19 protein-coding genes and 1 tRNA gene are annotated in these 24,020 nt (G+C 67.8%); 8 read left to right on the top strand and 12 right to left on the bottom strand.

Going from position 1 to position 24,020, the window contains the following annotated elements:
- The first annotated feature begins 1 nt into the window (after position 1).
- Positions 2-583: an STM3941 family protein gene (locus E2E27_RS02800; protein ID WP_141457585.1), complete on the top strand. Its 582-nt coding sequence runs from the start codon at positions 2-4 to the stop codon at positions 581-583.
- Here E2E27_RS02800 and E2E27_RS02805 read toward each other — a convergent pair.
- Positions 564-1,553, bottom strand: a complete 990-nt coding sequence (locus tag E2E27_RS02805) for an MlaA family lipoprotein (RefSeq protein ID WP_181443534.1) — start codon at positions 1,551-1,553, stop codon at positions 564-566. The genes E2E27_RS02800 and E2E27_RS02805 overlap by 20 nt on opposite strands.
- A 156-nt stretch (positions 1,554-1,709) precedes the next feature.
- Between E2E27_RS02805 and E2E27_RS02810 the strand changes: the two genes are divergently transcribed.
- Together E2E27_RS02810 and E2E27_RS02815 are read left to right on the top strand one after the other, a co-directional pair.
- The gene (locus tag E2E27_RS02810) at positions 1,710-2,507 is read left to right on the top strand and encodes a crotonase/enoyl-CoA hydratase family protein (protein ID WP_141457587.1); all 798 of its coding nucleotides are present in this window, start codon (positions 1,710-1,712) and stop codon (positions 2,505-2,507) included.
- Positions 2,508-2,511: 4 nt separating this feature from the next.
- The gene (locus E2E27_RS02815; RefSeq protein ID WP_141457588.1) at positions 2,512-3,306 is read left to right on the top strand and encodes an alpha/beta hydrolase; all 795 of its coding nucleotides are present in this window, start codon (positions 2,512-2,514) and stop codon (positions 3,304-3,306) included.
- On the opposite strand, the gene E2E27_RS02820 is transcribed toward E2E27_RS02815, so the two are convergent.
- The 4 genes from E2E27_RS02820 to E2E27_RS02835 form a co-directional block, all read right to left on the bottom strand.
- Positions 3,303-3,977 (bottom strand): NnrU family protein, encoded by a 675-nt coding sequence (locus E2E27_RS02820; RefSeq protein WP_141457589.1) that lies wholly within the window; start codon positions 3,975-3,977, stop codon positions 3,303-3,305. The genes E2E27_RS02815 and E2E27_RS02820 overlap by 4 nt on opposite strands.
- A gap of 61 nt (positions 3,978-4,038) precedes the next feature.
- Positions 4,039-5,346, bottom strand: a complete 1,308-nt coding sequence (locus E2E27_RS02825; protein WP_141457590.1) for an amidohydrolase family protein — start codon at positions 5,344-5,346, stop codon at positions 4,039-4,041.
- Positions 5,343-6,752: an amidohydrolase gene (locus E2E27_RS02830; protein ID WP_141457591.1), complete on the bottom strand. Its 1,410-nt coding sequence runs from the start codon at positions 6,750-6,752 to the stop codon at positions 5,343-5,345. Before E2E27_RS02830 ends, E2E27_RS02825 begins: the two co-directional genes overlap by 4 nt.
- 101 nt (positions 6,753-6,853) lie before the next feature.
- Complete coding sequence (locus E2E27_RS02835) at positions 6,854-8,536, bottom strand: peptide MFS transporter (RefSeq protein ID WP_141457592.1); 1,683 nt, start codon at positions 8,534-8,536, stop codon at positions 6,854-6,856.
- Positions 8,537-8,834: 298 nt separating this feature from the next.
- Between E2E27_RS02835 and E2E27_RS02840 the strand changes: the two genes are divergently transcribed.
- Together E2E27_RS02840 and E2E27_RS02845 are read left to right on the top strand one after the other, a co-directional pair.
- Positions 8,835-9,176: a GntR family transcriptional regulator gene (locus tag E2E27_RS02840; protein WP_141457593.1), complete on the top strand. Its 342-nt coding sequence runs from the start codon at positions 8,835-8,837 to the stop codon at positions 9,174-9,176.
- 216 nt (positions 9,177-9,392) lie between these two features.
- Positions 9,393-9,671 (top strand): integration host factor subunit beta, encoded by a 279-nt coding sequence (locus E2E27_RS02845; RefSeq protein ID WP_017664490.1) that lies wholly within the window; start codon positions 9,393-9,395, stop codon positions 9,669-9,671.
- Positions 9,672-9,913: 242 nt separating this feature from the next.
- Here E2E27_RS02845 and E2E27_RS02850 read toward each other — a convergent pair whose 3' ends face one another.
- A complete protein-coding gene (locus tag E2E27_RS02850; protein WP_234036161.1) occupies positions 9,914-11,599 on the bottom strand; it encodes a cation:proton antiporter domain-containing protein in 1,686 nt (561 codons plus the stop codon).
- Between the two features lie 61 nt (positions 11,600-11,660).
- Between E2E27_RS02850 and E2E27_RS02855 the strand changes: the two genes are divergently transcribed.
- Together E2E27_RS02855 and E2E27_RS02860 are read left to right on the top strand one after the other, a co-directional pair.
- Positions 11,661-11,745: transfer RNA gene (locus E2E27_RS02855), tRNA-Leu, on the top strand.
- Positions 11,746-11,943: 198 nt separating this feature from the next.
- Entirely contained in the window at positions 11,944-12,621 is a 678-nt protein-coding gene (locus tag E2E27_RS02860) for a PilZ domain-containing protein (protein ID WP_141457594.1), read from the top strand.
- Positions 12,622-12,631: 10 nt separating this feature from the next.
- Here E2E27_RS02860 and msrB read toward each other — a convergent pair whose 3' ends face one another.
- From msrB to E2E27_RS02880, 4 genes are all read right to left on the bottom strand, one after another.
- Complete coding sequence (msrB, locus tag E2E27_RS02865) at positions 12,632-13,120, bottom strand: peptide-methionine (R)-S-oxide reductase MsrB (protein WP_141457595.1); 489 nt, start codon at positions 13,118-13,120, stop codon at positions 12,632-12,634.
- Between the two features lie 52 nt (positions 13,121-13,172).
- On the bottom strand, positions 13,173-14,513 hold the full coding sequence (locus tag E2E27_RS02870; protein ID WP_141457596.1) for a cytochrome P450: 1,341 nt from the start codon (positions 14,511-14,513) through the stop codon (positions 13,173-13,175).
- Between the two features lie 104 nt (positions 14,514-14,617).
- Positions 14,618-15,874, bottom strand: coding sequence for an ABC transporter permease (locus tag E2E27_RS02875; protein ID WP_141457597.1), 1,257 nt, complete (start codon positions 15,872-15,874; stop codon positions 14,618-14,620).
- A complete protein-coding gene (locus E2E27_RS02880) occupies positions 15,871-16,881 on the bottom strand; it encodes an ABC transporter ATP-binding protein (protein WP_141457598.1) in 1,011 nt (336 codons plus the stop codon). Before E2E27_RS02880 ends, E2E27_RS02875 begins: the two co-directional genes overlap by 4 nt.
- A 47-nt stretch (positions 16,882-16,928) precedes the next feature.
- Between E2E27_RS02880 and queG the strand changes: the two genes are divergently transcribed.
- Positions 16,929-17,984, top strand: a complete 1,056-nt coding sequence (queG, locus tag E2E27_RS02885; RefSeq protein WP_141457599.1) for a tRNA epoxyqueuosine(34) reductase QueG — start codon at positions 16,929-16,931, stop codon at positions 17,982-17,984.
- On the opposite strand, the gene E2E27_RS02890 is transcribed toward queG, so the two are convergent.
- On the bottom strand, positions 17,968-19,212 hold the full coding sequence (locus tag E2E27_RS02890) for an NAD(P)/FAD-dependent oxidoreductase (protein WP_141457600.1): 1,245 nt from the start codon (positions 19,210-19,212) through the stop codon (positions 17,968-17,970). The two genes, queG and E2E27_RS02890, sit on opposite strands and share 17 nt — an antisense overlap.
- Positions 19,213-19,314: 102 nt before the next feature.
- Positions 19,315-24,000, bottom strand: a complete 4,686-nt coding sequence (locus E2E27_RS02895; RefSeq protein WP_141457601.1) for an NAD-glutamate dehydrogenase — start codon at positions 23,998-24,000, stop codon at positions 19,315-19,317.
- Between the last annotated feature and the right edge of the window lie 20 nt (positions 24,001-24,020).

Raw genomic sequence — 24,020 nt, forward strand, 5'->3', positions numbered from 1 at the left:
AATGGCGGACAGCGCGCCCGAGCCCTTCGTGGCGCGCTTTTCGGTTTCGAAACTGCTTGTCTGGGTCGCACTGTCCGGCGCGATGGCCGCGGCAGGCCTGTTCATGGCGCTGACCGGCGGAAGCATCTTTACCTCGATGGTCGGGGGCTCGGGGGTGCTGTTCTTCGGCGGGATGGCCTGCGCCCTCGCCGTCCGCCTGTTCGACCGGCGGCCGCAAGTCATCATCGACGCGGACGGGCTCTACGTCCGCTCGCATCGCGAGCAGCGAATTGCCCTTCGCTCGATCAAGACGATGCGGACCGACGAGATCTCGCGGGACATGTCGAAACTGGCGATCTTTCTGTTCAAGCCCGCCAAATATCCGGTCGAGACCCGCCACCGCCGGTTCATCTGGCGGCTGAACGGCAGCGGCGCGCGCGAATTCTTTGGCGACGTGTGGATCTGGACAACCCATCTCGATCAACCGCTCGATGCCATCATCCGGGCGATCTGGGCGCACTTTCCGGCCACGGAAGCCGAAAAGCGGAGATGGGCGCGCGAGGACGCGACCTTGGAGAGCGACCCTAGCGACCCGGCTGCGTGATCAGCAGGGCTTCGGGATTGGCAGGCGGCTCAACCGGCGCAGTGCTTTCGCCCGAGGGCGCGGGCGCCGTCGACTGCTGCTTCTTCAGTTCCTCAAGCTCCGCGAGCCATTCGGCGTCCTCTTCCGAGATCGGCTCGCCCTTCAGCTGCGCGATGTCGCGGCGGCGCTGGGCGAGATAGGTTTCGCGGCGCAAGCCATAGGGATCGTCGGAATCGCGGATCGCCGCGATTTCCTCGTCGAAGGTCAGGCGCTGGTCGAGGCCATTGACCACGAAATAGCTCGCGGCAAACTCGGTGCGGTTGAAAGGCTTGCCGAAAGCCACCGGCAGCAGCAGCTGGTCGAGCGTGCTCCCCGCCAGATCGCGCACGCTGGTCGCGCCGGTCACCGGCAGGTAGAGATAGGGCCCCGGCCCCACCCCGTAATAGCCCAGCGTGTTGGCAAAGCCGTTGCGGCGATAGGGCAGATCGGCCCTCTTGCCGGCCACGTCGAACAGCCCGCCCACGCCGATGGTGGAGTTGATCGCGAACCGCCCCAGCGTCTCGAACGCCTTGCCGACCTTGCCCTGCAGCAGGAAGTTGAGCGCATTGCTCGGCTCGCCGAGGTTGCGCACCACATTGCCGAGCCCATCGCGCACCGGCTCGGGCAGGCCATCGCGATAGGCATAGGCGACGGGTTCGACCAGCGCGGAATCGACCGCCTGGGTGATGCGATAGCTTTCGGCGTTGATTTCCTCCGCCGGATCGCTTGCGGGCGGGCCGTAATCGCCCTCGACCACGATTTCGTTGATCTCTTCCTCGGGCGGTGCTTCCCCCTCGACAGGCGCACCATCGGCGGGCACCGGCGTATCATCCTGCGGGCCGGCGGGCTCTTCCTGCGGCTCCGCGAGGCTCCACGCGATCGGCACCACCCCGGCAGCAGGCGCAGGCGGCGGCAGGGGTGCAGGCGGGGCAAGCGCCAGCACGGCGCTCATCAACGGCGGGGAGGAGGCAAGCAGGGTCAGGCTGGGCAATTGGGTTCTCCGCTTCACCCCTATCAATAGCAAGGGACACAAGGCCGTAGCCTTGCCCTTGTTCCCGCCCGCCTATACGCAGGCTGAACTGATTGTCGAAATAGTGCAAGGCTCCGCATGTCCCTGATCCAAGTGGCCAAGGAAGGCCCCGTTACCATTCTCACGCTCGACCGGGCCGAGACGATGAACCCGCTCGGCGCGCCGGGGGACGGGGATGCCTTCGTGGAGGTCGCCAATGCGATCAACCGCGACATGGAATGCCGGGTGGTGATCCTCACCGGTGCGGGCCGGGCCTTCAGCGCGGGCGGCGACGTCAAGGCGATGCGCGACAAGACCGGCACTTTCGGTGGCACCACGCCTGCAATCTCCGATGGCTACCGCGACAATATCCACCTGATGCTGCGCGCGCTCTATGGCATTCGCGTGCCGCTGATCGCGGCGGTCAACGGCCCGGCGATCGGGTTGGGCTGCGATGTCGCGTGCCTCGCCGATATCCGCATCGCCAGCGAGAGCGCCAAGTTCGGCGTCACCTTCCTCAAGCTCGGGATCATCCCCGGCGATGGCGGCACCTGGATCCTCCCCCGCGTGATCGGGATGAGCCGCGCGGCGGAGCTGTTCTATACCGGCGACGTGATCGACGCCGCCATCGCCAAGGACTGGGGCCTCGTCAGCCGGGTGGTCGAACCGCAAGCCCTGATGGACGAAGCGCGCGCGCTGGCGGGCAGGATCGCCCTGCTCCCGCCGCATTCGCTGCGCCACACCAAGAACCTGCTGCGGCAGGGCCAGCAGGTCAGCTACGACACCGCGCTCGAACTCGCCGCCAACACCCAGGCGATGATGCACACCACCGCCGACCACGCCGAAGGCGTCGCCGCGCTGATCGAAAAGCGCAGCCCGGTGTTCACGGGGGAGTAGGCGCTTGGCACGGCTCGCGCGGCGGCTCGCTGTCGGGCTGCTGGTTGCCTACCTTGCGGTGCTGGCGGTGTTGTTCTTCGCGCAGCGCAGCCTGATCTACCCCGCTCCGCAGGAACGCCACGCCCCGGCGCCGGGCTTTGCGGAGGTCACGCTGCAAACCGCAGACGGCCTCGCCCTGCAAGCCCATTGGCGTGCGCCGGATGCGGGGCGGCCCGCGATCGTGTTCTTTCATGGCAATGGCGGCTCGCTCGCAGGTGCCCGTTTCGAGACGCAGGCCTACGCCGAGCAGGGCTATGGCGTGCTGCTGGTAGAATATCGCGGCTATGGCGGCAATCCGGGGGCGCCTTCGGAAGCGGGTTTCTACCAGGATGGGCGCGCGGCTATGGCCTTTCTCGGCGCTCAGGGGCTTGCAGCGGAGCAGACGGTGATCGTCGGCCATTCGCTCGGCACCGGCACCGCGACGCAGATGGCGCGCGAATTTGCGCCCGCCGCGCTGGTGCTGCTCGCACCGCTCACCTCTCTCCCCGATGCGGCCGGGGAGGCCATGCCCCTTGTCCCGGCGGGCTTGCTCGTGCGCGACCGGTTCGAGAATATCGCCAAGGTGCCGCGCCTGAGGATGCCGATCCTGATCCTGCACGGCACCGCCGATACGGTCGTGCCCTTCGCGCTCGGAGAACGCCTTGCCAAGGCCGCGCCCACCGCGACATTCCGCGCCGTCGAAGGGGCGGAGCACATGATCTCGCACGATGCCGGGGTTCAGGCCGCGCAGGTGGCGTGGCTGAACGGGCTAGGGCTCTAGAGCCACCGCCACACCCCCGCGTCGATCGCCGCGCGCCACAGGTGGAGCCATTGGCCCGCCAGCCACAGGATCGTTCCCGCCAGCAGCGGCACCGCGCCGACGCTGAAGAGCTGCCCCCAGCGCGGCCAGTAGCTGGTCTTGCGCTCCCATTCGGCCCAGGCCTCGCCCATCAGCCTTTCCTTCTTGGCGTCCTGCAACCGCGCACCGACCAGCGCGAGGATGCCCATCGCGAGCGCGGTGATCATCGTCCGGGTGCTCCAGAACAGCACCAGATGCGAGATCGCCCACAGCCCGATTCCCCACATCATCGGATGCCGGGTGACACGCAGCGCACCTTGCGGCTCGGCGCGGGTCTGGGCTTCGGCCATGGGCGTGGGAAGCGCAGGGTTTCCGGCGAAGGAGCCCGCCAGCAGCACCATCGCGGGCCAGGTCAGCATAGTGGCGATGATCCAGCCGACATTGCCCGAGCCCGGCAGATCGGCCGGCGGCGCGGCGACGACGGCGAAGTAGACCCACGCCAGCGTGGCGAAGCTGACGAGGGTATAGGCGAGGGAGAAGCCCTTCTCGCCCAGTGCCTTCACCATGGGCGCACGCAGCGGATGCGACATCGCGAAATGCGTGCCGACGAAGGCGACATTCGCCGCGATCAAATTGATGATGTCTCCGCCCATGCTCACTCCCCCGGATGATCGCTCGATCCGGGGGAGACTATAGCATCGGCGGCGCGGCTGCCTACCAGTCGTAGGCCTTGGGCCGATTGCTTTCGTCGAGCGTCTTGTAGCGATCGCGCAGACGGGTCTGGTGGTTGGTGAGATCCTGCGCCACGCCGCCGATGAACACCTGCGTCGGCACGCTGCCGACTTCCAGCGGATCGTCGGTCCAGATCACCACATCGCCCATTGCCCCGGGCTTGAGCACCCCCGCCTTGCCGCCCATGCCGCTGATCTCGGCGGGGACGGAGCTGATCGCGGCGAAGGCCTGACCCCACTCCATGCCGGTCGCACCGGGCATCTTCGTCAGAGCGACGAGGTTCCCCGCCACCTGCTGCAATCGGCGCGGGTCCTGCATGGTCGCGGCGTTGATCGCGACCTTCACGCCCGCCTTGGCCATGCGCCCCGCGTTGGACTGGGTCGCCCCCAATTGCTCGAAAGTCTCGGGCAGGTCGATCAATCCGTTGGCGATCACCGGCACGCCCGCGGCGGCGATTTCGTCCGCCACCAGCCAGCCTTCCGTGGCGCCGACCAGCACCAGATCGAGGCGCGGGTATTCCTGCTTCAGCGCCAGAACGCTGCGGATATCGGCCATGCGGTCGACCGCGACATAGAGCTTCTGGCGGCCCGTCACCACCGGCACCAGCGCCTCGGCGTCGAAGCGCGAGAGCAGCACTTCGTCGTCCTTGCCGATCTCTGTGGTCTCTGGGATGCCCGCCTTGCCCACCAGCGCCTGCGCCTCGCGCAGGGCGGCGCGCAGCAGGGCATGGGCGGCGGCGCGGCTGCCACCTGCACGGTCCGCCCCGCCTTCACCGAGGTTGATCATCTGGAAGGCGCGCGCCTGCACCACCGGAGTGGCATCGCCATCCAGATCGATGATCGCGCCCTGCCCGGCAAAGATCGAGCCCGAAGGCATCATCGCCGTCGCCGCACGGGTGATCCCGGCAGCCTTGTGGACGAGGATGTGCTGCGAGGTCGGGTTGATCGCAGTCGCCGCGTCGAGCGCCGCGCTGAACGGCGTCTCGCGCGCGGTGATATCGTTCGATTCGTCCACCGCCGAGACATCGGCGAGGCCCAGCGTCGTCACCGTGGCGAAGATGCCGGGCGTGACCCATGCGCCGCCCGCGTCGACCGCGGTGCCGCCTTGCGGCGCGCCGGCGGCGGGGCCGGCATAGACCACGTTCCCCCCGCGCACGACCACGGTGCCGCCCTCGATCGGGGCCGAGCCGTCGCCGATCACGAGCCGCGCATTGGTGATGGTGACATCCTGCGCCATCGCAGGGGCGGTGAGGGCGAGAACGCTCGCCGCCAGCGTCAGAAGGCGCTTCATTTCACATCTCCTTCACCGGGCTGGCCGAGCTCGAAATCGCTCACCGGACGGTTCTTGGGGTTCATCGCGTCGAACATCAGCGCGCCGTCGATCCACACCTTCTCGGGCCGCGAATAGACGCTCAGCGGATCGCCGTTCCACAGCACCACATCGGCCATCTTGCCGGGTTCGAGACTGCCGGTGAGCTTGTCGATCCCCATCGCCTTGGCGGGGTTCAGCGTGATCCACTGGATCACGGTGGCATCGGGGATGTCCATGCCCAGCCTTTGCCCGGCAGCCTGCGCCTTGGCGGCTTCCTGATTGAGGCGCTGGATATCGTTCTGGTCATCCGAGTGGATCACCACGCAGGCACCTTCGCGTTGCAGGAAGGCGGCGTTTTCAAGGATGCCGTCATAGCTTTCCATCTTGAAGCCGTACCAGTCGGCCCAGATCGCGCTGCACACGTCGTTCTCGCGCAGCAGGTCGCCGATCTTGTAGGCCTCGACCGCGTGGTGGAAGGCGGCGACCTTGTAGCCCATCTCCTTGGCCATATCGAGCACCAGCGCCATTTCGTCGGCACGGTAGCAGTGGTTCTGGATCAGGATTTCGCCCTTGAGCACGCCCACCAGCGTCTCCTTGGCGAGATCGCGCTTGGGGTCTTTCTGGTTGGCATAGTCGATTGCGCCCAGCCAGGTTTCGCGGTTGACCGCGAAGTTGCCCATCCGGGTGGAGGGCATCCGCCCGCGGTTGCCATAAACGCGCTTGGGGTTCTCCCCGCAGGCCATCTTCATCGAATAGGGCGCGCCGGGGAACTTCATCCCCTGCACCGTGCGCGCGGGCACGTTCTTGAGCGTCACCGAGCGCCCGCCCATCAGGTTGGCCGAGCCGGGGAGGATCTGGAGCGCGGTGATCCCGCCATTGGCGAGCGCGCGGCTGAAACCGGGGTCCTGCGGCCAGACCGAATGTTCGGCCCAGACCTCGGGCGTGGTCGGCGCGGTGGCTTCGTTGCCATCGGAATGCGCCTCGACACCGGGCGAGGGATAGTCGCCAAGGTGCGAGTGGATGTCGATGATGCCGGGGGTGACGAACTTGCCCGCGCCGTCGAACACCGCGATGTCCGCCGGGATCGGGGTGTCGGGGCCGCCGACCGCGACGATCTTGCCGCCGCTCATGAACACGACGCCGCCCTCGATCACGCCGCCCTTGCCGTCATATACGGTCGCGCCGCGGATCGCGGTGGCGACATTGGGGAAGGGCTTGTAGGTCGAGGCGAAGACAGGCTCGCCCGCCGGGGTGGCGGCAAATGCGTCATCGGACTTGGCCGAGGCGCTGGCGGTATCGCCCGAACCGCCGGTGGTGGCGCAGGCCGAAAGCGCCAGAGCGCTCGCCAGCGTGGCCAGCGCGCTCGCGCGCGACCGCAGTTTCATTCGTGAAATCATCGAAAACCCTTCCCGTTTCCCTGTCACGTTTGTGACGGGAAACGGGGGGCTTGTCCATGCCGTTGGACGACTTTCGCGTCCGGTCGCGCTTACTCGGCCGGGCGGGTCGCCGGGTGAATTCCGGCTTCCTGATTCTCCAGACCGGCCTGCGCCTGCCCGTCGAGATTGTCGCCGACATTGTCGTCGCGCAGCGTGTCGAGATGCATCAGCTTCTTCACCAGCGGGCTGACCAGCACGATCACCACGCCGATGCCGGTCGCCACCAGACCCATGGTCCAATAGGCCTCCAGCGCGCCCTCGCGGGTCATGTTGCCGCCTTCGCCCTCGCCCATCAGCGAGCCCATGAATCCGGCGACGAAATTGCCGCCCGCGGTGCCGAAGAAGAACGCCGCCATCATCAGGCTCGCCATGTGGCGTGCCGACAGCCGGTTGATCGCCGACAGGCCGACCGGGGACAGGCACAGTTCGCCGGTGGTCGCCAGCAGGTAGAAGATGAACAGGAACAGCACCGGCATCAGGTTTTCGCCTGCCGCATTGGTGACGTTGAAGGTCTCCGCTCCCCACACCATCACCACGAAGGCGAGACCCATCTGCACGATCCCGAGGCCCATCTTGGCCGGGGTCGACGGCTCGATCCCGCGCCGCGCGAGGAACTGCCAGATGCCGACGAAGACCGGGCCGAGCAGGATGATGTAGATCGAGTTGATCGACTGGAAGAAGGTCGTCGGCACGCTGCCGCGATCGACGTGGCGATCGGTAAACAGATTCAATGACCCGCCCGCCTGCTCAAACAGGCCCCAGAACAGCGGCATCAGCAGGATCAGGAAGATCATCGCGAACACCCGGTCGCGCGCGTCCCTGTCGAGCTTGAAGGCTTCGATCAGCACGTAGACCAGAAGGGCGGCACCCGATGCGAGCAGGATCCAGCCGACCGTCTCCTGAAACTGGATCAGCACCCAGATCACCGCAACGCCCGCGAAGCCGACCGCATAGAGCAGCCATTCGAGGTTGAGCCCGGCGACCTTCTGTTTGAGCTTGGCGGGCACCGGCGGCTCGCCATTGCCGCGCAGCAGCGCCTTGCCGGCCACGAACACCACCAGACCCAGCAACATGCCGACACCGGCAAGCCCGAAGCCCAGCGCCCAGCTGACCGTTTCGCCCAGGAAGGCGGCGATCAGCACGCCGCAGGTCGCGCCGAGGTTAATGCCCATGTAGAAGATGGTGTAGGCGCTGTCGCGGCGGATGTCGGTGCGGCTGTAGAGCTGCCCGACCAGCACCGAGATGTTTGCCTTGAGGAAGCCCGAACCGACGATGATCAGCGCCAGCGCCAGCCAGAAGACGTTGAGCGTGGGGTCGTTGCCATAGCCCGATCCGTCACCCTCGAAGGCCATGAAGAAGTGCCCGAGGGTCAGCAGCACCGCACCGAACACCACCGCCTTGCGCTGCCCGAGATAGCGGTCGGCGAGCCAGCCGCCCAGCACCGGGGTCACATAGACCAGCGAGGTGTAGGCCCCGTAGATCAGGTTGGCGCTGCCATCTGAATAGAGCCAGTGCTTGACGAGATAGAGCGTCAGCAGCGCGCGCATGCCGTAATAGGAGAAACGCTCCCACATTTCGGCGAAGAACAGCATGTAGAGGCCCTTGGGGTGTCCCAGAACCTCCTCGCCCGGACGGGTGACGGCCCATGCGCCCCCGATCAGAAAGGCGGCGAGCACGAGAGTGGCCACGGTCGCGGCCCACTCACCGTAACCCCACAGCGAAATATCCATCATGAATTCGATCCCCATCGAATGGTTTGGGGGAGGTGCCTCACCACACCACCGCAATGGGAGCGCACCCTAGCGCCTGTTGCGCGCGTGTGAAGCTTTTGTTGCGCAGGGGCGCAATGCAATGGCTTTGACGCCGACACTGCGGTGCCGACCATTGGCCCGCCAACGGTCGGGCCGCAAGCGCGACCGCGCGCCCGCAGGCGATCCGAAGCGAAGCGTAGGAAACTCGCCGAGGACGGACCCGCGGAGGCGGATCCGCAAGGCAATTGACCGCATGGCTGTATTATGGCACTGATGCACCATGAGCCCCAACGCCAATCGTCCCGTCTATCTTAAGCTGCGTGACCAGATCGCCGCCGCGATCATCGACGGGGTCTATCCGGAGGGCGCGATGCTCCCGTCGGTGCGGGCGCTGGCGGCGGAGCAGGGGGCCAATCCGCTCACCGTCGCCAAGGCCTATCAGCAGTTCCAGAACGATGGCCTCGTCGAAGTGCAGCGCGGTGTCGGCATGTATGTCGTGCGCGGCGCGGCGGAACGGCTGCGTGCGGCCGAGCGCGAGACCTTCCTGCGCGAGGAATGGCCCGAAATCCGCAGCCGGATGCAGCGGCTCGGCCTCGATCCGGCGGAACTCGCTCTTCCGTAGAGGAAATTGCCGCTTACTGACACTTATGCAGGTTGCGCGGTGTGCCGTATTCTGACAATCTGTGCGGGCTCCATGCAGCGGGATTGCATCTTGTGCATGTCTGCGATTAAAGGGGGCCGCCTCACGGGTCGGAGGCGAATTGAACATAACGACGGGGTAACCCGCAATGGGGCGTGATGTGGCGGCGCAACCGTCCATGGGCGCTTGGAGATCGCCATGATCAGATCCGAGTTGTTGCAGGAATTGCACAAGGACAATCCCGACCTTCGTGCCGATGAAATCGAACAGGTCGTGGATATCTTCTTCGACGAAATAGCCCAGCGACTGGCCGAAGGTGGCCGGGTCGAACTGCGCGGCTTCGGTGCCTTTTCGACCCGCGAACGCGAAGCGCGCAGCGGTCGCAACCCGCGCACCGGCGAAACGGTCGACGTGCCCGAAAAGCGCGTGCCCTATTTCAAGGCCGGCAAGGAAATCCGCGAGCGTCTGAATAAGTAAGGGGCGCATCCGCGCCCCTTTCCTCGGCGAGTTTCAGCCGCTGCGCGTCTGATCGCCTGCGGGCGGCCGGTCGGCCTTGCGGCCCGTCCTGCGGCGGGCCGAACCGCCGCGACCTTCAACGTGATGCGCTAGCGCCGGTCGCGCAGCGACCGCGAGCGCACGCGCGCGAGCCGCAGGTGCTCGATCCTGTAAGGATCGAAACGCACCGAGGATGTCCCCGCGGAGGCGGGGACGCAAACAAGCTAAGCCGCCAGCCCCGGTATCGGCAGCACCCGGTCGCGGCCCAGTGACGCGAAGACGAGCTCGGTCAGCCGCTCGGCCCCGCCGCTCAGGCTCATGTCGACCGGCAGCAGGCCCAGTGCGGCCATCTCGCTGGCGGCCTGCGCATCGGGCGCGGCGATGATCCGCGCGATTCCGGGCATCCGCTGCTCGGCCAGCGGCGTCAGCTCGCGCGAGGCTGCGGTGTCGCCCGTCGCCACCACCAGCACCTCGCGCCGCTCCACCCCGATCGCCTCCCAGCTGCGCGGATCGGCGGGGTTGGCGTTGTGGACGTGGTAGCCATCGGCCAGCGCCATCTGGAAGCGATCATGATCGGCATCGATCGCGAGGTAGCCGACATCGCTCGCCGCCAGCGCATCGGCGACCGCACGGCCCGCCGGGGTCATGCCGATGATCAGCACCGGCGCATCGTCGCCCGCCAGCTTGCTGTCGGCCGGGCCCTGCCGCAGCCGTCCGGCGAGCTTGCGGCCGATGTTCGAGATCAGCGGCGTCACCGCAAGGCTGATCGCGATCGCGGTGACCAGCGCCGAGACAAGCCGCGGCTCGGCCAGACCCGCTACGGCGGGCAAAGCGAGCAGCACCAGTGTGAACTCGCTCCCCTGCCCCAGCAGGAAGCCGAGCTGGATCGAGCCCGGCACCGACCAGCGGTTGAGCAGGCCCGCGCCGACGTTGAAGGCGCATTTCAGCGCGATCATCCCAAGGGTCAGCCCCGCCACCAGCCACCAGTCGCGTGCCAGCAGCACAGGGTCGATCGACAAGCCGACCGAGATGAAGAAGAAACTGAGGAACAGCCCGCGAAAGGCGTCGATCTCGGTCTGCACCAGAATGCGGTAGCGCGAATCCGCCACCGCCATCCCGCCGAGGAAGGCTCCGAGCGTCAGCGACAGCCCCGCCATCCCCGTCGCCCACCCGGCGGCGAGCGCGATGAACAGCGCGGTGGCGGTATAGACCTCGGTCGTGCCTGCGCGGGCGATCAGGGCGAACAGCGGCTCGGTGAGGAAGCGGGCGAAGATCACCGCGATCCCGAAGGCGGCGAGCGCCTTGGCCGCGGCAAGCCCCAGCGCCGGGGCCAGATCGCCCCCGCTGGCGAGTGCGCCTGCGGTCACCAGCAGCAGGATCGCGGCGATATCCTGGAAAATCAGGATCGATTGCGCCGCGCGGCCCACCGGGCAATCCTCCTGCCCGCGCTCGCGGATCAGGCCGATCACCACGGCGGTCGAGGACAGGCCCAGCCCGAAGCCCGCGATCACCGCGAAGATCGGCGGCAGGCCGAACAGCCACAGCAGCACGGCAAAGCCACCGCCCGCGATCAGCATCTGCAAGGTGCCGAAGCCGAAGATATTGCCCGCCTCGGCGCGGATTCGCCCGAGCGAGAAATGCAGGCCGAGGTTGAACAGCAGGAACATCACCCCCGCTTCCGCAATCGCGGCGACCAGCGAACCGCTGAAATCCTCCGCCAGCCCGAGGCTCGCCAGACCCAGTCCCAGCCCGAGATAGCCGACTATGGGATTGAGCCGCAGCGCGCGGCTCGCCAGCGCGGCGCCGATGCCGAGGCCCAGCAGCGTGATCGCCGGCTGGATCGTTTCCACCACTTCGCCCGCCATGCCACGCCCCGCTTGCCCTGTGTTGCCAGCTGCGAGATGGGGCATCGCCGTCGGGCTGGCAAGCTCTGGCGCTGCCATGCCATTCTGTGCCAAGGGCAGCAGGGATGCGGGCGTGGCGGAATGGTAGACGCCGGGGACTTAAAATCCCCTGAGCTTTGCTCGTGCGGGTTCGAGTCCCGCCGCCCGTACCATAGGCCCTGCCGCGAGGGATCGCCGCGCCCGGATCGCCCTACGTCATTTGCCCGGGGCCCGTCAGACCACCCGGGCGCGCGCATTATCATCCCCTTAACGCCTTCTGCCTAAGCCTTGGGTGAAGCATGGGACAGTCGCCTCCCATGCATGTCTCGCCAGTGCCAGGACCAGGGGCTGTCGGGTTGGGACAACAGGACATGGAACCAGCACAGCTCAATCAAGGGCTCGAACCGCCGCCAGAACGCCCCGCCGAAATCCTCGGCGAACTTCCCGCAGACGTCGCCAGCGCGGACCAGCGCGCCGCGCCGCGTTTCACCCTGCTGATCCGTGCCGCCAAGCTGGTGTCGGCGCAGGGCGAATTCGTCTGCGTCATCCGCGACGTGTCGGAAACCGGGGTCAGCGTGCGGCTGTTCCATGCCCTGCCGACCTGCACGGACTACGCCCTGCACATGCCCGCTGGCGCGATCTACGAGATCAGCCGCGTTTGGCAGCGCGATAACGAGGCCGGGTTCAGCTTCGACGGTTCGGTCGATGTCGCGAAACTGGTCAACGAATCGAGCGAATATCCCAAGCGCGGCCTGCGGCTTGGCCTGTGCTTCCCGGTCATGGTTCACGGTCTCACCGGCAGTTTCGAGGCGGTGGTGGAGAACCTGTCGCAGCAGGGCGCGCGGATCACCTGCGATGCGCTGCTCTCGATCGACCAGAACGTGCGGATCGTGGTGCCGAGCCTGATGGGCAAGCCGCGCGACGTGCGCGCCAAGGTGCGCTGGCGGCGCGACCGGCACTATGGCGTGGTGTTCGACGACACCTTCACGCTGGGCGAATTCGCCCGGCTGGCGGCGCTGCTCCAGGCTCCGGCGCTGCTCGAGGGGTGAAGCGGCCCGCTCAGGCGGGGACGAATTTCATCGCCACGCCGTTGATGCAGTGGCGCTTGCCTGTGGGCCGCGGGCCATCGTCGAAGATGTGGCCGAGATGCCCGCCGCAGTCGGCGCAGTGCACTTCGGTGCGCGGATAGCCGATCAGGTAATCGGTCGAGGTGCCCACGGCCCCCTTGTCGATCGCCTGCCAGAAGCTCGGCCAGCCGGTGCCGCTGTCGTACTTGTGCGCCGAGGCATAGAGCGCATTGCCGCAGCCCGCGCAGGTGAAGGTGCCTTTGCGTTTTTCCTTGTCGAGCGGCGAGGTGAAGGCGCGCTCCGTGCCCGCCTTGCGCAGCACGTAGTACTGATCCTTGGTCAGCAGCCTGCGCCATTCGGCATCGGACTTGCCCTTGGGAAAGGACTTGGCCTCGGCCGGGGATTCGCCGCAAGCGCTGATGAAGGGCAGCGCGGCACCGATCGCGAGCAGGCGGCGGCGGTCGATCATCGGGGTGGGCATGGAAAACTCCTTTGGTCCTGCCCCTATATACGTTCCGCCCCCGCCCGAAGTTTCAGAATGTCGTGACTTCCACTTCAAGCTTGCGGAAGCCATGGACGAAGTTCGCACGCACCCGCTCGACATCGCCCGCGACGTGGACGCGCATCCGGCGCTTGTGCATTTCCTCTAGCAGCACCTTCAGTTGCAGCTCGGCCAGCCGCGCGCCGACGCAGCGGTGGATGCCGTAGCCGAAGGCGAGGTGCCGCCGCGCGTTCTCGCGCGTGATGTCGAGCTTGTCGGGGTTGTCGAACACCTCCTCGTCGCGGTTGGCGCTGATGTACCACAGCACCACCTTGTCGCCCGCCTTGATGGTCTGGCCGAACACCTCGGTATCCTCGGTGCAGGTGCGGCGCATGTGCGCGAGCGGGGTCTGCATCCGCAGCATTTCCTGCACCGCGTTGGGGATCAGCTCGGGGTGTTCCTCGAAGGCTTTGCGCTGGTCGGGGAACTTGTCCATGGCGTGGATGATCCCGCTCATGGTGTTGCGGGTGGTGTCGTTGCCGCCGACGATCAGCAGCACCAGATTGCCCATGAACTCCTCGGGCCGCATCTGGTTCATCGCGGGCGAATGGATCATCATCGAGATGAGGTCATTGCCCGGCTCCGTGTCCATCGTCCGCTCGATCCACAGCGACTGGAAATAGGCCGCCATTTCCTGAAGGATGCCCCAGTGCATCTCGTCGAGCTCGCGCACCGTGGCGAGTTCGGTGTCGCCCGACCAGTCCGACCAGAAGGTCAGCAAGCGGCGGTCTTCCCACGGAAATCCGAACAGGATCGCGAGCATCCCCGTGGTCAGCTCGATCGAGACCGTGTCGACCCAGTCGAACACTTGCCCGCGCGGCAGCGAATCGAGCAATTCGCCGGTGCGGGCGCGGATTTCCGCTTCCATGTCGGTGATCGCAGTAGGGGTAAACTTGGGTGCGACGGTGCGGCGCTGGCCGGTGTGCTGCGGACGGTCCATCGCGATGAACATCGGCAGCTCGCGGGTTTCGATATTGGCAGCGGCGGCCTCTTCCTCGCTCAACCGGTTGAGGATGGTGATTCCGCCATGCTCCCAGCTCGACGAGAATGTTTCGGGCAGAGCCTCGATATGCTGGATCGCCTTGTGGCCGACCACCGCCCAATAGGGGCCGAACGGGCTTTCGGGGATATAGTGCAGCGGGCCGGCCTTGCGCATTTCCGCAAAGATCGGCTGCCAGCGATCCTCGAAATAGATGTCCGAACGGCTGACATCCCACTTGTGCGGATGGTTGGGGCGCTCTTCGGGATGGCTCTCGAAATGGGCTTTGAGGGCCTCGTAAGAGGTCGGTTCGCGGCGCACCTGGGGGCGCTGCGGCGGGGCGATGGTGGCCATGTCTGTCTCCCGTCAGGCCGCCTCTGGGACGGGCGGCTCTGCTCCGAGTCGCATCCTGCCCTAACTGACAGGCTTGTCAATAGTCGGTTGCGAATGGAGACTGATCACGCCGCCAGCCGCGCGCCCTTCTTGCTCTTGTCGCGCCCGGCGCCGCCCGACTTCATCACCCGCTTGCGGAACAGCAGCGAGCCGCCCTTGACGATCAGCACCACCGCACCCGCCTGCCAGGCGAGCGCTGCGGCGTGAGTCCAGATCTCGGGCTCCATCGCCGCGCGCGCCAGCATCGCGAAGGGCGAGGACAGCGGGAAGGCGATCGCGGCCAGCTCCAGCGAAGAGCCCGGCTGCTTGATCGTATAGGCGGCGAGGAAGAACACCATCAGCTGCATCATCGTCACAGGCATCGACAGCGTCTGTACCTCGCGCACCGAGGTCGCCATCGAACCGATCGTCAGGAACAGTGCGCCCAGCAAGAGATAGGCCATCGCGAAATAGAGCACGCCCAGCATCACGAACAGCGGCCAGCCGACCGCAGGCGCGGGCAGGTTGGCGAGATCGAAGCCGGTCACCTGCGTGATCGCATCGCCGCCCAGCGCCCACAGGCCCCAGGCGACCGAGCCCCACACCGCAATGCCCACGAAGGACACCGCCAGCATCGCAAACAGCTTGCCCATGAACACCGCGTCCATCGGGATCGCCGCGGCGAGAATCTCGATGATCTTGTTGGCCTTCTCCTCGACGAGGTTGGAGAGCACCATGCCCGCCAGCAGCATCGTCAGCAGGAACAGGAGCATCTGCGCGATCTGCGCGGTCTGGATGCGGGTGGTGCGTTCCGAAGCCGCGCTGGTGGCGACGATCTCGGCATTGACGGGCGGGAAGCTGGCGGGCTCCGCGCTCATCGCTTCGGCGGCGACGAGGCCGATTGGGCCCTGCCAGCGGCGCAATTGCCCCTCGGTGCCGACCAGCGTCGGCGCGGCCGGGGTGCCGGTGAGGATCGCGGCGTAGTTGCCGCGCCGCGCCTCCATGAAGGCGCGCGCGTCGAAGGCCGGGTCGCTCTCGGCCTCGGGCACGGGGCGCAGCATCGGCATGGCGCCGCCCAGCTGCGGGGCGAGCCGGTCGCGCGCCGCCACCATCGCGGCGTTGTCCGCAGGGCTGAGCGCGAGGCCGACCTCGATGCTCACCGCCTCGCGCTGCACCTCGCCGCCGATGCTGCCGGCAAGCCCGCCGACGATCACCGGGAACAGCGGGCCGAGCAGGAAGAACAGAAAGGCGCGGGAGAACAGCACCGCGACGAAATCGCGCCGGGCGATCACCCAAGCGGCTTCGAGCGCGGAAAGGCGGGGGCGCAGGGCGGGCGCGCTCATGCGGCGGCTCCTTCGTTGTCGGCTTGCAACTGGCGCGCGGCGGCCTCGCCCGCGATGGCGACGAAGGCATCGTGCAGGCCCGCGCGCTCGATCGAAAGCGAGAGGATGCCCGCCTCACCGTCGATCAGGCCCTTGAGCAGCGGCTCGATCCCGCTTTCGGGGAGCGGGAAGTGGAAGAAATCGCCATTGCGGCGGGTCTCGGGCGGGAGCAGCGCCAGCCACCCGCCCTCGCGCGCGCGGGTCTCCAGCCGCACCTGCGCCGGGATACGGTCGCGCGCCGCTTCGACCGATCCGGCATAGGGCACCTTGCCCCCGGCGATGATGGCGACACCTTCGCACAACCGCTCGGCATGGTGGATCACGTGGGTCGAAAAGATCACCGTCACCCCGTCATCCGCCAGCGCGCGGATCATCAGTTCGAGCTTGCCCTGGTTGATCGCGTCTAGCCCTGAGAAGGGCTCGTCCAGCACCACCAGCCGGGGCTTGTGCACCAGCGTGCCGAGCAGCTGGACGGTCTGCGCCATGCCCTTGGACAGCTGGCGGATCTGGCGATCGGCGGCATGGGCAAGGCCGTGGCGCTCGAGCAGTTCCACCGCGCGCTTGCGCCCTTCCTTGAGCGAGAGGCCGCGCAGCGCGCCCATGAAGGCGATCGCCTCGATGCACTTCATGGCGGGGTAGAGCCCGCGCTCTTCGGGAAGGTAGCCGATCAACCGGCCGATATCGTGCGGGCGATCATGCCCAAACACCCGGCGCACGCCCGCGTCGGGGTCGATGATGCCGAGCAGCATCCGCAAGGTCGTGGTCTTGCCTGCGCCGTTCGGGCCGAGAATACCGTAGATCGCGCCTTCGGGCACGGCGATGTCCACGCCATCGACCGCGCGGGTGCCGTCGAAGCTCTTGACCAGCCCGTGCGCCTCGATGGCGAGGGGGCGGGCGTCCCGGGGCACTGCGATGGAGCCCTGCTGCCGATTGCCCGTGGTGTCGTGATCGCTTACCGCCATATCCATAGCCTTAGGCCCATAGGCATCAGGATTAAACGGGAGCCCTTCCGAATATGGTTAACGCGCCCGCAAACCTTGCCGAGCGGATCGCCGAGCGCGCGCTGGGCGAGGGCTTTGCGGCCTGCGGTTTCGCGAGCGCGGGGGAGGACCCGCTGCGCGCCGGGCGGCTCGAACAATGGCTGGGCGAGGGGCACCACGGGTCGATGGAGTGGATGGCGGCCCGCGCGGCGGAGCGCCGCTCCCCGCAGGGCCTGTGGCCCGCAGCGAAGAGCGTGATCGCGCTGGGGATGTCCTATGCTCCCGCCCACGATCCGCTGGCGCTGGAGGGCTCGCCCGATCATGCGCGCATTTCGGTCTACGCACAGGGCCGCGACTATCACGATGTGGTGAAGAAGCGTTTGAAAGCGCTCGCCCGCTGGCTGGTGGCGGAGGTGCCGGGGGCGGAGGTCAAGGTCTTCGTCGACACCGCACCGGTGATGGAAAAACCGCTGGGCGAGGCGGCGGGGATCGGCTGGCAGGGCAAACACACCAACATGGTCAGCCCCACCCACGGCAGCTGGCTGTTTCTGGGGGCGATCTACACGACGCTCGAGCTTGCCTCGGCCGCGCCGCACCGCGACCAGTGCGGCAGCTGCCGTGCCTGTCTCGATGCCTGCCCGACCGACGCCTTCCCCGCGCCCTACCGCCTCGATGCGCGGCGCTGCATTTCCTACCTCACCATCGAGCACAAGGGGCCGGTCGACGAGGAATTCCGCGCCGCATTGGGCAACCGCATCTACGGCTGCGACGATTGCCTCGCGGTGTGCCCCTGGAACAAGTTTGCCTCCGCAGCGCAGGCGATGAAGGAATTCCTCCCCCGCGCCGAACTGGTCGCACCGCGATTGGAGGAGTTGCTGGCGCTCGACGATGCGGGATTCCGGGCCCTGTTCTCGGGCTCCCCGATCAAGCGCATCGGGCGCGACCGCTTCATCCGCAATTGCCTCTACGCGGCGGGCAATAGCGGCAACGCGGCATTGATCGCGCAGGTCGGCGCGTTAACCGCCGATCCCGATCCGGTGGTGGCCGATGCGGCACGGTGGGCACTGGGGCGGCTCAGATCAGATCCTTGAGCGGCACTTCGGGATCGGCCAGCAGCGCCGGGTCGATCCGCCCGCAGCCGCTCTCCAGCAGTTTCCGCCCCTGCACATAGTCCTTCATCGTCCCCACGCAGTCGAAGGCGATCGGCACCCCGGCCTTGAGGTAGGCCACGGTGAACTTGCGCGTCGCCGGATCGCCGCGCAGCACGGTCTGGTCGAAGCCGAGGCTGAGTCCCGCCGTCTGGAGCTTCAGGTCATACTGGTTCGACCAGAACCACGGCAGCGCGTGATAGGGCTGCTTGTCGCCCATGATCGCCTTGGCGACGGTGTTCGCCATGTCGTGTGCGTTCTGCACCGATTCGAGCCGGATCACCGCCCCGTCGGCGAAGGGGTTGGCGTGGGCGGCGCAGTCACCGATGGCGTAAACGTCATCGAGCGTGGTGCGGCAGAACTCGTCGACATCCACCCCGCTCGATCCAGCAGCGCCCGCCGCGATCAGCGGGGCGACCGCGGGGACGATGCCGATGCCGACCACGACCATGTCGCAGGGCACTTCCTCGCCGCTGTCGAGCTTGACGCCGGTAACGCGCCCCGCGTCCTCCCCGCACACCGCCTGCACCCCGGTTTCGAGCCGCACGTCGACCCCCTGCCGCCGGTGTTCTTCGGCATAGAAGGCCGAGAGCTCCTCACCCGCCACGCGCGCCAGCAGACGGGGGAGCATTTCGACCAGCACCACCTCGCAGCCGAGCTTGCGCAGCACCGCCGCCGCCTCGAGCCCGATATAGCCCCCGCCGATCACCACCGCGCGCTTCGCTCCGCCCGAGAGCGCCTCCATCATCGCATCGGCATCGGCCTTGTCGCGGACGTAGAACACGCCGGGCAGCACCGCGCCGGGCACCGGCAGGCGGCGCGGATCGCCGCCGCCCGACCAGATCAGCTTGCGATAGGTGACCTCGCCGCCGTCCGACAGCGTCAGGCGGTGATGCTGCGGTTCGATTCCCGTCACCGCCGCGCCCAATCGCAGGTCGATGCCCTTGTCGGCCCAGAACGCCTCGGGCCGGATCATGATCCGCTCGAACCCCTTGTCGCCGGCGAGATATTCCTTCGACAGCGGCGGACGCTCGTAAGGCGGCGCCTTGTCGCGCCCGATCATCAGGATCGTCTCCGCGTGCCCGTGCTGGCGCAGGGCAATCGCCGCCTGCGCCCCGCCGTGACCGGTGCCGACGATCACGACGTCTGCGTGTTGGGTTGTCGATGCCATGCCTTGCTATGCCCCTCCGGCGGTTTGCGGCCTTTGACTTGCCGCAAATTGCCGGGGGGTCAAGTTGGTGGAATGATGGAGCGTGCCTGCGATGGGGTGCGCTCAACGCTCCAGCAGATTGCGCGCCTGCGCGGCGATCTGGGCGAGCATCGTCGCGCCAACCGGCGGCCGGGCCTGCGCGCGGGCGATCAGCTTGCGGAACTGCGCCACGCCTTCGGCATTGCGCGCCGCCCATTCGGCGACGCTGCCGCGCGGGTCTTCCTTGCCGCCCTTGCGGCGCATCAACCGGCGCAGGAACTCGATCCGCATCTGCTGGAAATCGCGCGCGAGGCCGGAGACCAGCAGCCGCTCCCACACGTCGGACGGGCTCATGTGCGCCGCCGTGCCCTGCGCCCAGTCGAGCCCCAGCCGGGTGCCGATATCGGTGAAGGCGTGGGTCAGCAGCTTGGCCTCGATCCCGCTGGCGAGCGCGGCTTGCGCCAGGCCCACCGCGCCGTCGAAATCGAACAGGTTGGCGACCCGCGCCGCCAGCGCCTCGGGCGCGCCCTGCGCCATGAAACTGCGGCGCAGCTCCATCGAGCGGGCGCGCGGTTCCTCGGTCAGCAGCTCTTCGCGGGCCCCCACCAGCGCGGTGACGTCGGTCTGCAATTCGCCGATCATCGCACCCGCATCGACCTTGCCCGCCGCGGTGCGCAACACGTCGCTCATCAGATTGCCCACCGCCGCGGCGAGGCGATCGAACAGCGCGAGGCGCGCCGCTTCGGGAATCGCGGCGTGATCGAGCTCGTGCCACAGCGGTTCGAGCCCGAACAGGTTCTCCGCCACCACGAAAGCCGCGGCGACTTCGGCCAGCCCCACGCCCTCCTCCTCCGCGAGTTCGAAGGGGTGGACGATGCCGAGCCGGTTGACGATGCGGTTCGACAGGCTGGTCGCGATCATCTCGCGCCGCAGCCGGTGGCCGCGGATCTCGGCGGCATAGGCCTTGCGCATCGGCGCGGGGAAACGCGCCAGCAGCACCGGCTCCAGCACCGGATCGTCGGGCAGGTCGCTCGCCTCGATCGCGGCCTGCAAGGCCAGCTTGGCTGAGGACAGCAGCACCGCCAGCTCGGGCCGGGTCAGGCCCTGCCCGTCGGCGGCGCGGCGGCTCAGCGTCTCGCCATCGGCGAGGCCTTCGGTGCGGCGGTCGAATTCGCTGATGTCCTCCAGCCGCTCGATCAGCCGGACATAGGCCGGCGTCGCCCCCGGCCCGCCGCTTTCCGCGACCGAGAGGGCCAGCGCCTGCAAGCGGTTGTCCTCAAGCACCAGCGCGGCAACTTCGTCGGTCATGCTGGCGAGCAGGGTGTTGCGCTTTTTCTCCGAAAGCTTGCCCGACGCGGTGGCGGCGGCGAGCGCGATCTTGATGTTGACCTCGTTGTCCGAGCAATCGACCCCGGCGGAGTTGTCGATGAAGTCGGTGTTGATGCGCCCGCCGTTCAGCGAGAAGGCGATGCGCCCGGCCTGCGTGACGCCAAGGTTCGCGCCCTCGCCGATCACCCTGGCGCGCACTTCGGTCGCGTCCACCCGCAAACCGTCATTGGCCGGATCGCCGACATCGATATTGCTCTGCTGCGGGGCCTTCACATAGGTGCCGATTCCGCCGAACCACATCAGGTCGACCGGCGCGCGCAGGATCGCGCTGATCAGCGCTTCGGGCTCGATCTCCTTCGCGTCGATCCCGAGCACCTCGCGCGCCTGCTTCGACAGTTTGATCACCTTGGCCGAGCGCGGGAACACCCCGCCGCCCTTGGAGATCAGGCTTGCGTCGTAATCCTCCCAGCTCGACCGGGGCAGCGCGAACATCCGCGCGCGTTCCTTCCAGCTGGCAGCCGGATCGGGGGTGGGGTCGATGAAGATGTGGCGGTGATCGAAGGCGGCGACCAGCTTCAGCGCCTTGGACAGCAGCATCCCGTTGCCGAACACGTCGCCCGACATGTCGCCGCAGCCCGCGACGGTGACGGGATCGGTCTGCACGTCGATCCCCATTTCGCGGAAGTGGCGCTGCACGCTGACCCACGCGCCGCGCGCGGTGATGCCCATCGCCTTGTGGTCGTATCCGTTCGAGCCGCCGCTGGCGAAGGCGTCATCCAGCCAGAAGTCGCGGCTCTGCGCGATGCCGTTGGCGATGTCGGAGAAGGTTGCGGTACCCTTGTCCGCGGCGACCACGAAATAGGGGTCTTCGCCGTCGAGCACTTCGACCGCCTTCGGGTGGACGACCTTGCCATCGACGATGTTGTCGGTGACCGACAGCAGCGTGCGGATGAAGATTTCGTAGGAGGCGCGGCCCTCTGCCGCCCAGCCTTCACGGTCGAGCGCGGGGCTGGGGAGCTGCTTGGGATAGAACCCGCCCTTCGCACCCGTAGGCACGATCACCGCGTTCTTCACCCGCTGGGCCTTCATCAACCCGAGGATTTCGGTGCGGAAGTCGTCGCGCCGGTCAGACCAGCGCAGACCCCCGCGCGCCACCGCGCCCGAGCGCAGGTGGATACCCTCGACGCGGGGGCTATAGACGAAGATCTCGCGCCAGGGCAGCGGCTTGGGCAGGCCGGGGACGCGCGCGGAATCGAGTTTGAAGGCCAGCGCCTCGGCCGCTGCGGGCGCAAAGGCGTTGGTGCGCAGCACGGCATCAATGACCGCGCGGTAGAGGCGCAGCAGCCGGTCGTCGTTGATCGCGGTGACCTTGGCCAGCCCGCGGGTGAAGGCACCCGCCGCAGCGGCCAGCGCCTCGGCCCGGTCGCCCGCGAAGGCGGGATCGTGGCGCGCGGCGAAGAGGTCGATCATCGCCCGCGTTACCTGCGGCGCGGCGACCAGCGCATCGACCACGGTGTAGATCGTGTAGGCCAGCCCGGTCTGGCGCAGATAACGATAGACCGCACGCATCCAGTTCGCCTCGCGCGGCTCCAGCCCGGCGGCGGGGATCAGGCGGTTGAAGGGATCGTCCTCCGCCGCGCCGTTGAGCACGTCGGCCAGCGCATCCTCGATGAGCGCGGCGCGCTCCAGCAGCGCACCGGCATCGCGCCCGGCGGGCACGGTCAGGCGGAATTCGTGGATCGAGCCGAGGCTCGCATCGGTGAGGAAGGTCGGCACTTCGGCAGCGACGCGGAACCCGAAATTCTCGAGCGCAGGCACCGCATCCGACAGCGCCAGCGCCCCCTTCGTGACATAGACCTTGAGCCGCAGACTTGCCGCCCCGTCCCCATCCAGCCGGTAGAGCCGCACCGCGCGGGTGGTCTCGCCCTCGGCCACCGCCAGCGTGCGCAGCTTGGCGATGTCGCGCGCGGCCTCCTGCGGGCCGTAGGCGAGGCGATAGCCGGTCGGGAAAGCGGGGGCATAGCGCGCGGCGAGCGTGGCGGCGCGGCCATCGTCCTCGTGATCGGCGAGGTGGGTTTCCACCGCCTCGTTCCAGCCGCGCAGCAGATCGACCAGCCGCGCTTCGATCGCGGCATTGTCGGGCACCGTCGCGCAGGCGCGCACATCGACCAGGAAGCGCAGCAGCGCGAGCGAGGAGCTTTCGACCTCTAGGCTCCAGTCGAGCAGCGCGGCGCCCGGCGTCGCCAGCAGCATCGCCTGGATTTGCAGGCGCACATCGGTCGACAGGTGATCGCGCGGCAGCCACACGAAGGCGAAGACGTGCCGCTCCAGCGTCGATCGCACCATGATGAGACGCGGGCGCGGGCGGTCGATCAGCGCCATCTTGGCGGTCACCAGATCGGCAACGCGCGCAGGCTCGAAGGCGGTCAGCAGGTCGTTGGGGAGCGAGGCAAAGGCGTGCACCAGTGCCTTGCCGTTGTGCCCGGCAGGATCGAAGCCGAGCTGCGCGGCGATGTCGCTCACCATCGCGCGCAGCACCGGCACTTCGCCCGGCCGCGCGTTCAGGGCGGCGCTGGTCCACAGCCCGGCGTGAATCGAAAGCGTCGTGATTTTGCCGCCCTCGCGCAGCGGAACGATGAACAGATCGAGCGGGCTGGCGCGGTGGACGCGGGCGTGGACGTTGGACTTGATCGCCAGCAGCGCGCGCGGCGTGCCGGCCTTGTCCTGCGCGTCGAACCAGTCGAAGGCGCGCTGGTAGGAGGCTTCCGCCAGCAATTCCTGCGTCGAGGCGCGGCAGATGCCGAGCCGGTCGGTGCTGGTGCCATCGCGCCGCCGGACGAGATGGCCGAGCTGGGTCAGCATCCCGCCGCCGAGCCAGCCCAGCAGCGTCCCCGCCTCGGCATCGATCGCCGCAGCCGCCTCGGCATCGCGGTTCATCGCGGCTTGCAGCTTGGGCCAGTCGCCGACGGCGGCATGGACGTCGCCGAGCGTGGTGTGCAGAGCCTCGCTCAGCTCGCGGCGCTGGCGGGCATCGGCGCGCGGAGTCTCGATATAGATCAGCGATTCGCGCGCGCCGCTGCCATTGCCGAGGCCCGTGATAGCGCCCGCGGCATCGCGCTCAACCGGGATGACGGGGTGCAGCAGCACGTCGATCCCCAGCCCCTGCGCAGCGATGGTGGCCGCGACCGAATCGACCAGAAAGGGCTGATCGTCGTTGACGATGGCGATCCGCAGACGGCGTTCGGAGGTATCGGATTCGAGCGTCACCAGCGCCTTGCCGGGCTCGCGGGTGGCGGCGGCGGAGAGCAGCCAGGCGGCGGCTTCGTCGAGCGCCGCTTTGTCCATCGCCGCATCGCCGGGCAGCAGCGAGGCTTGGAGCGCGGCGCGCAGGGCCTTGATCAGCGCGCGATCGCTAGCGGCGGCATCGGTCTTCGACCCCATATTCGGCTCCTGCTCATCCT

The organism is Porphyrobacter sp. YT40, assembly GCF_006542605.1.
GTDB lineage: Bacteria > Pseudomonadota > Alphaproteobacteria > Sphingomonadales > Sphingomonadaceae > Erythrobacter.

Coding starts and splice junctions, on each gene's coding strand:
- E2E27_RS02870 (WP_141457596.1), bottom strand. CDS start 14,513: ATGGCCACCATCGCCCCGCCGCAGCGCCCCCAGGTGCGCCGCGAACCG.
- E2E27_RS02895 (WP_141457601.1), bottom strand. CDS start 24,000: ATGGGGTCGAAGACCGATGCCGCCGCTAGCGATCGCGCGCTGATCAAG.
- queG (WP_141457599.1), top strand. CDS start 16,929: ATGGTTAACGCGCCCGCAAACCTTGCCGAGCGGATCGCCGAGCGCGCG.
- E2E27_RS02860 (WP_141457594.1), top strand. CDS start 11,944: ATGGAACCAGCACAGCTCAATCAAGGGCTCGAACCGCCGCCAGAACGC.
- E2E27_RS02845 (WP_017664490.1), top strand. CDS start 9,393: ATGATCAGATCCGAGTTGTTGCAGGAATTGCACAAGGACAATCCCGAC.
- E2E27_RS02800 (WP_141457585.1), top strand. CDS start 2: ATGGCGGACAGCGCGCCCGAGCCCTTCGTGGCGCGCTTTTCGGTTTCG.
- E2E27_RS02835 (WP_141457592.1), bottom strand. CDS start 8,536: ATGATGGATATTTCGCTGTGGGGTTACGGTGAGTGGGCCGCGACCGTG.
- E2E27_RS02825 (WP_141457590.1), bottom strand. CDS start 5,346: ATGAAGCGCCTTCTGACGCTGGCGGCGAGCGTTCTCGCCCTCACCGCC.
- E2E27_RS02850 (WP_234036161.1), bottom strand. CDS start 11,599: ATGCCCCATCTCGCAGCTGGCAACACAGGGCAAGCGGGGCGTGGCATG.
- E2E27_RS02820 (WP_141457589.1), bottom strand. CDS start 3,977: ATGGGCGGAGACATCATCAATTTGATCGCGGCGAATGTCGCCTTCGTC.
- E2E27_RS02810 (WP_141457587.1), top strand. CDS start 1,710: ATGTCCCTGATCCAAGTGGCCAAGGAAGGCCCCGTTACCATTCTCACG.
- E2E27_RS02875 (WP_141457597.1), bottom strand. CDS start 15,874: ATGAGCGCGCCCGCCCTGCGCCCCCGCCTTTCCGCGCTCGAAGCCGCT.
- E2E27_RS02805 (WP_181443534.1), bottom strand. CDS start 1,553: ATGAGCGCCGTGCTGGCGCTTGCCCCGCCTGCACCCCTGCCGCCGCCT.
- E2E27_RS02840 (WP_141457593.1), top strand. CDS start 8,835: ATGAGCCCCAACGCCAATCGTCCCGTCTATCTTAAGCTGCGTGACCAG.
- E2E27_RS02830 (WP_141457591.1), bottom strand. CDS start 6,752: ATGAAACTGCGGTCGCGCGCGAGCGCGCTGGCCACGCTGGCGAGCGCT.
- msrB (WP_141457595.1), bottom strand. CDS start 13,120: ATGCCCACCCCGATGATCGACCGCCGCCGCCTGCTCGCGATCGGTGCC.
- E2E27_RS02890 (WP_141457600.1), bottom strand. CDS start 19,212: ATGGCATCGACAACCCAACACGCAGACGTCGTGATCGTCGGCACCGGT.
- E2E27_RS02880 (WP_141457598.1), bottom strand. CDS start 16,881: ATGGATATGGCGGTAAGCGATCACGACACCACGGGCAATCGGCAGCAG.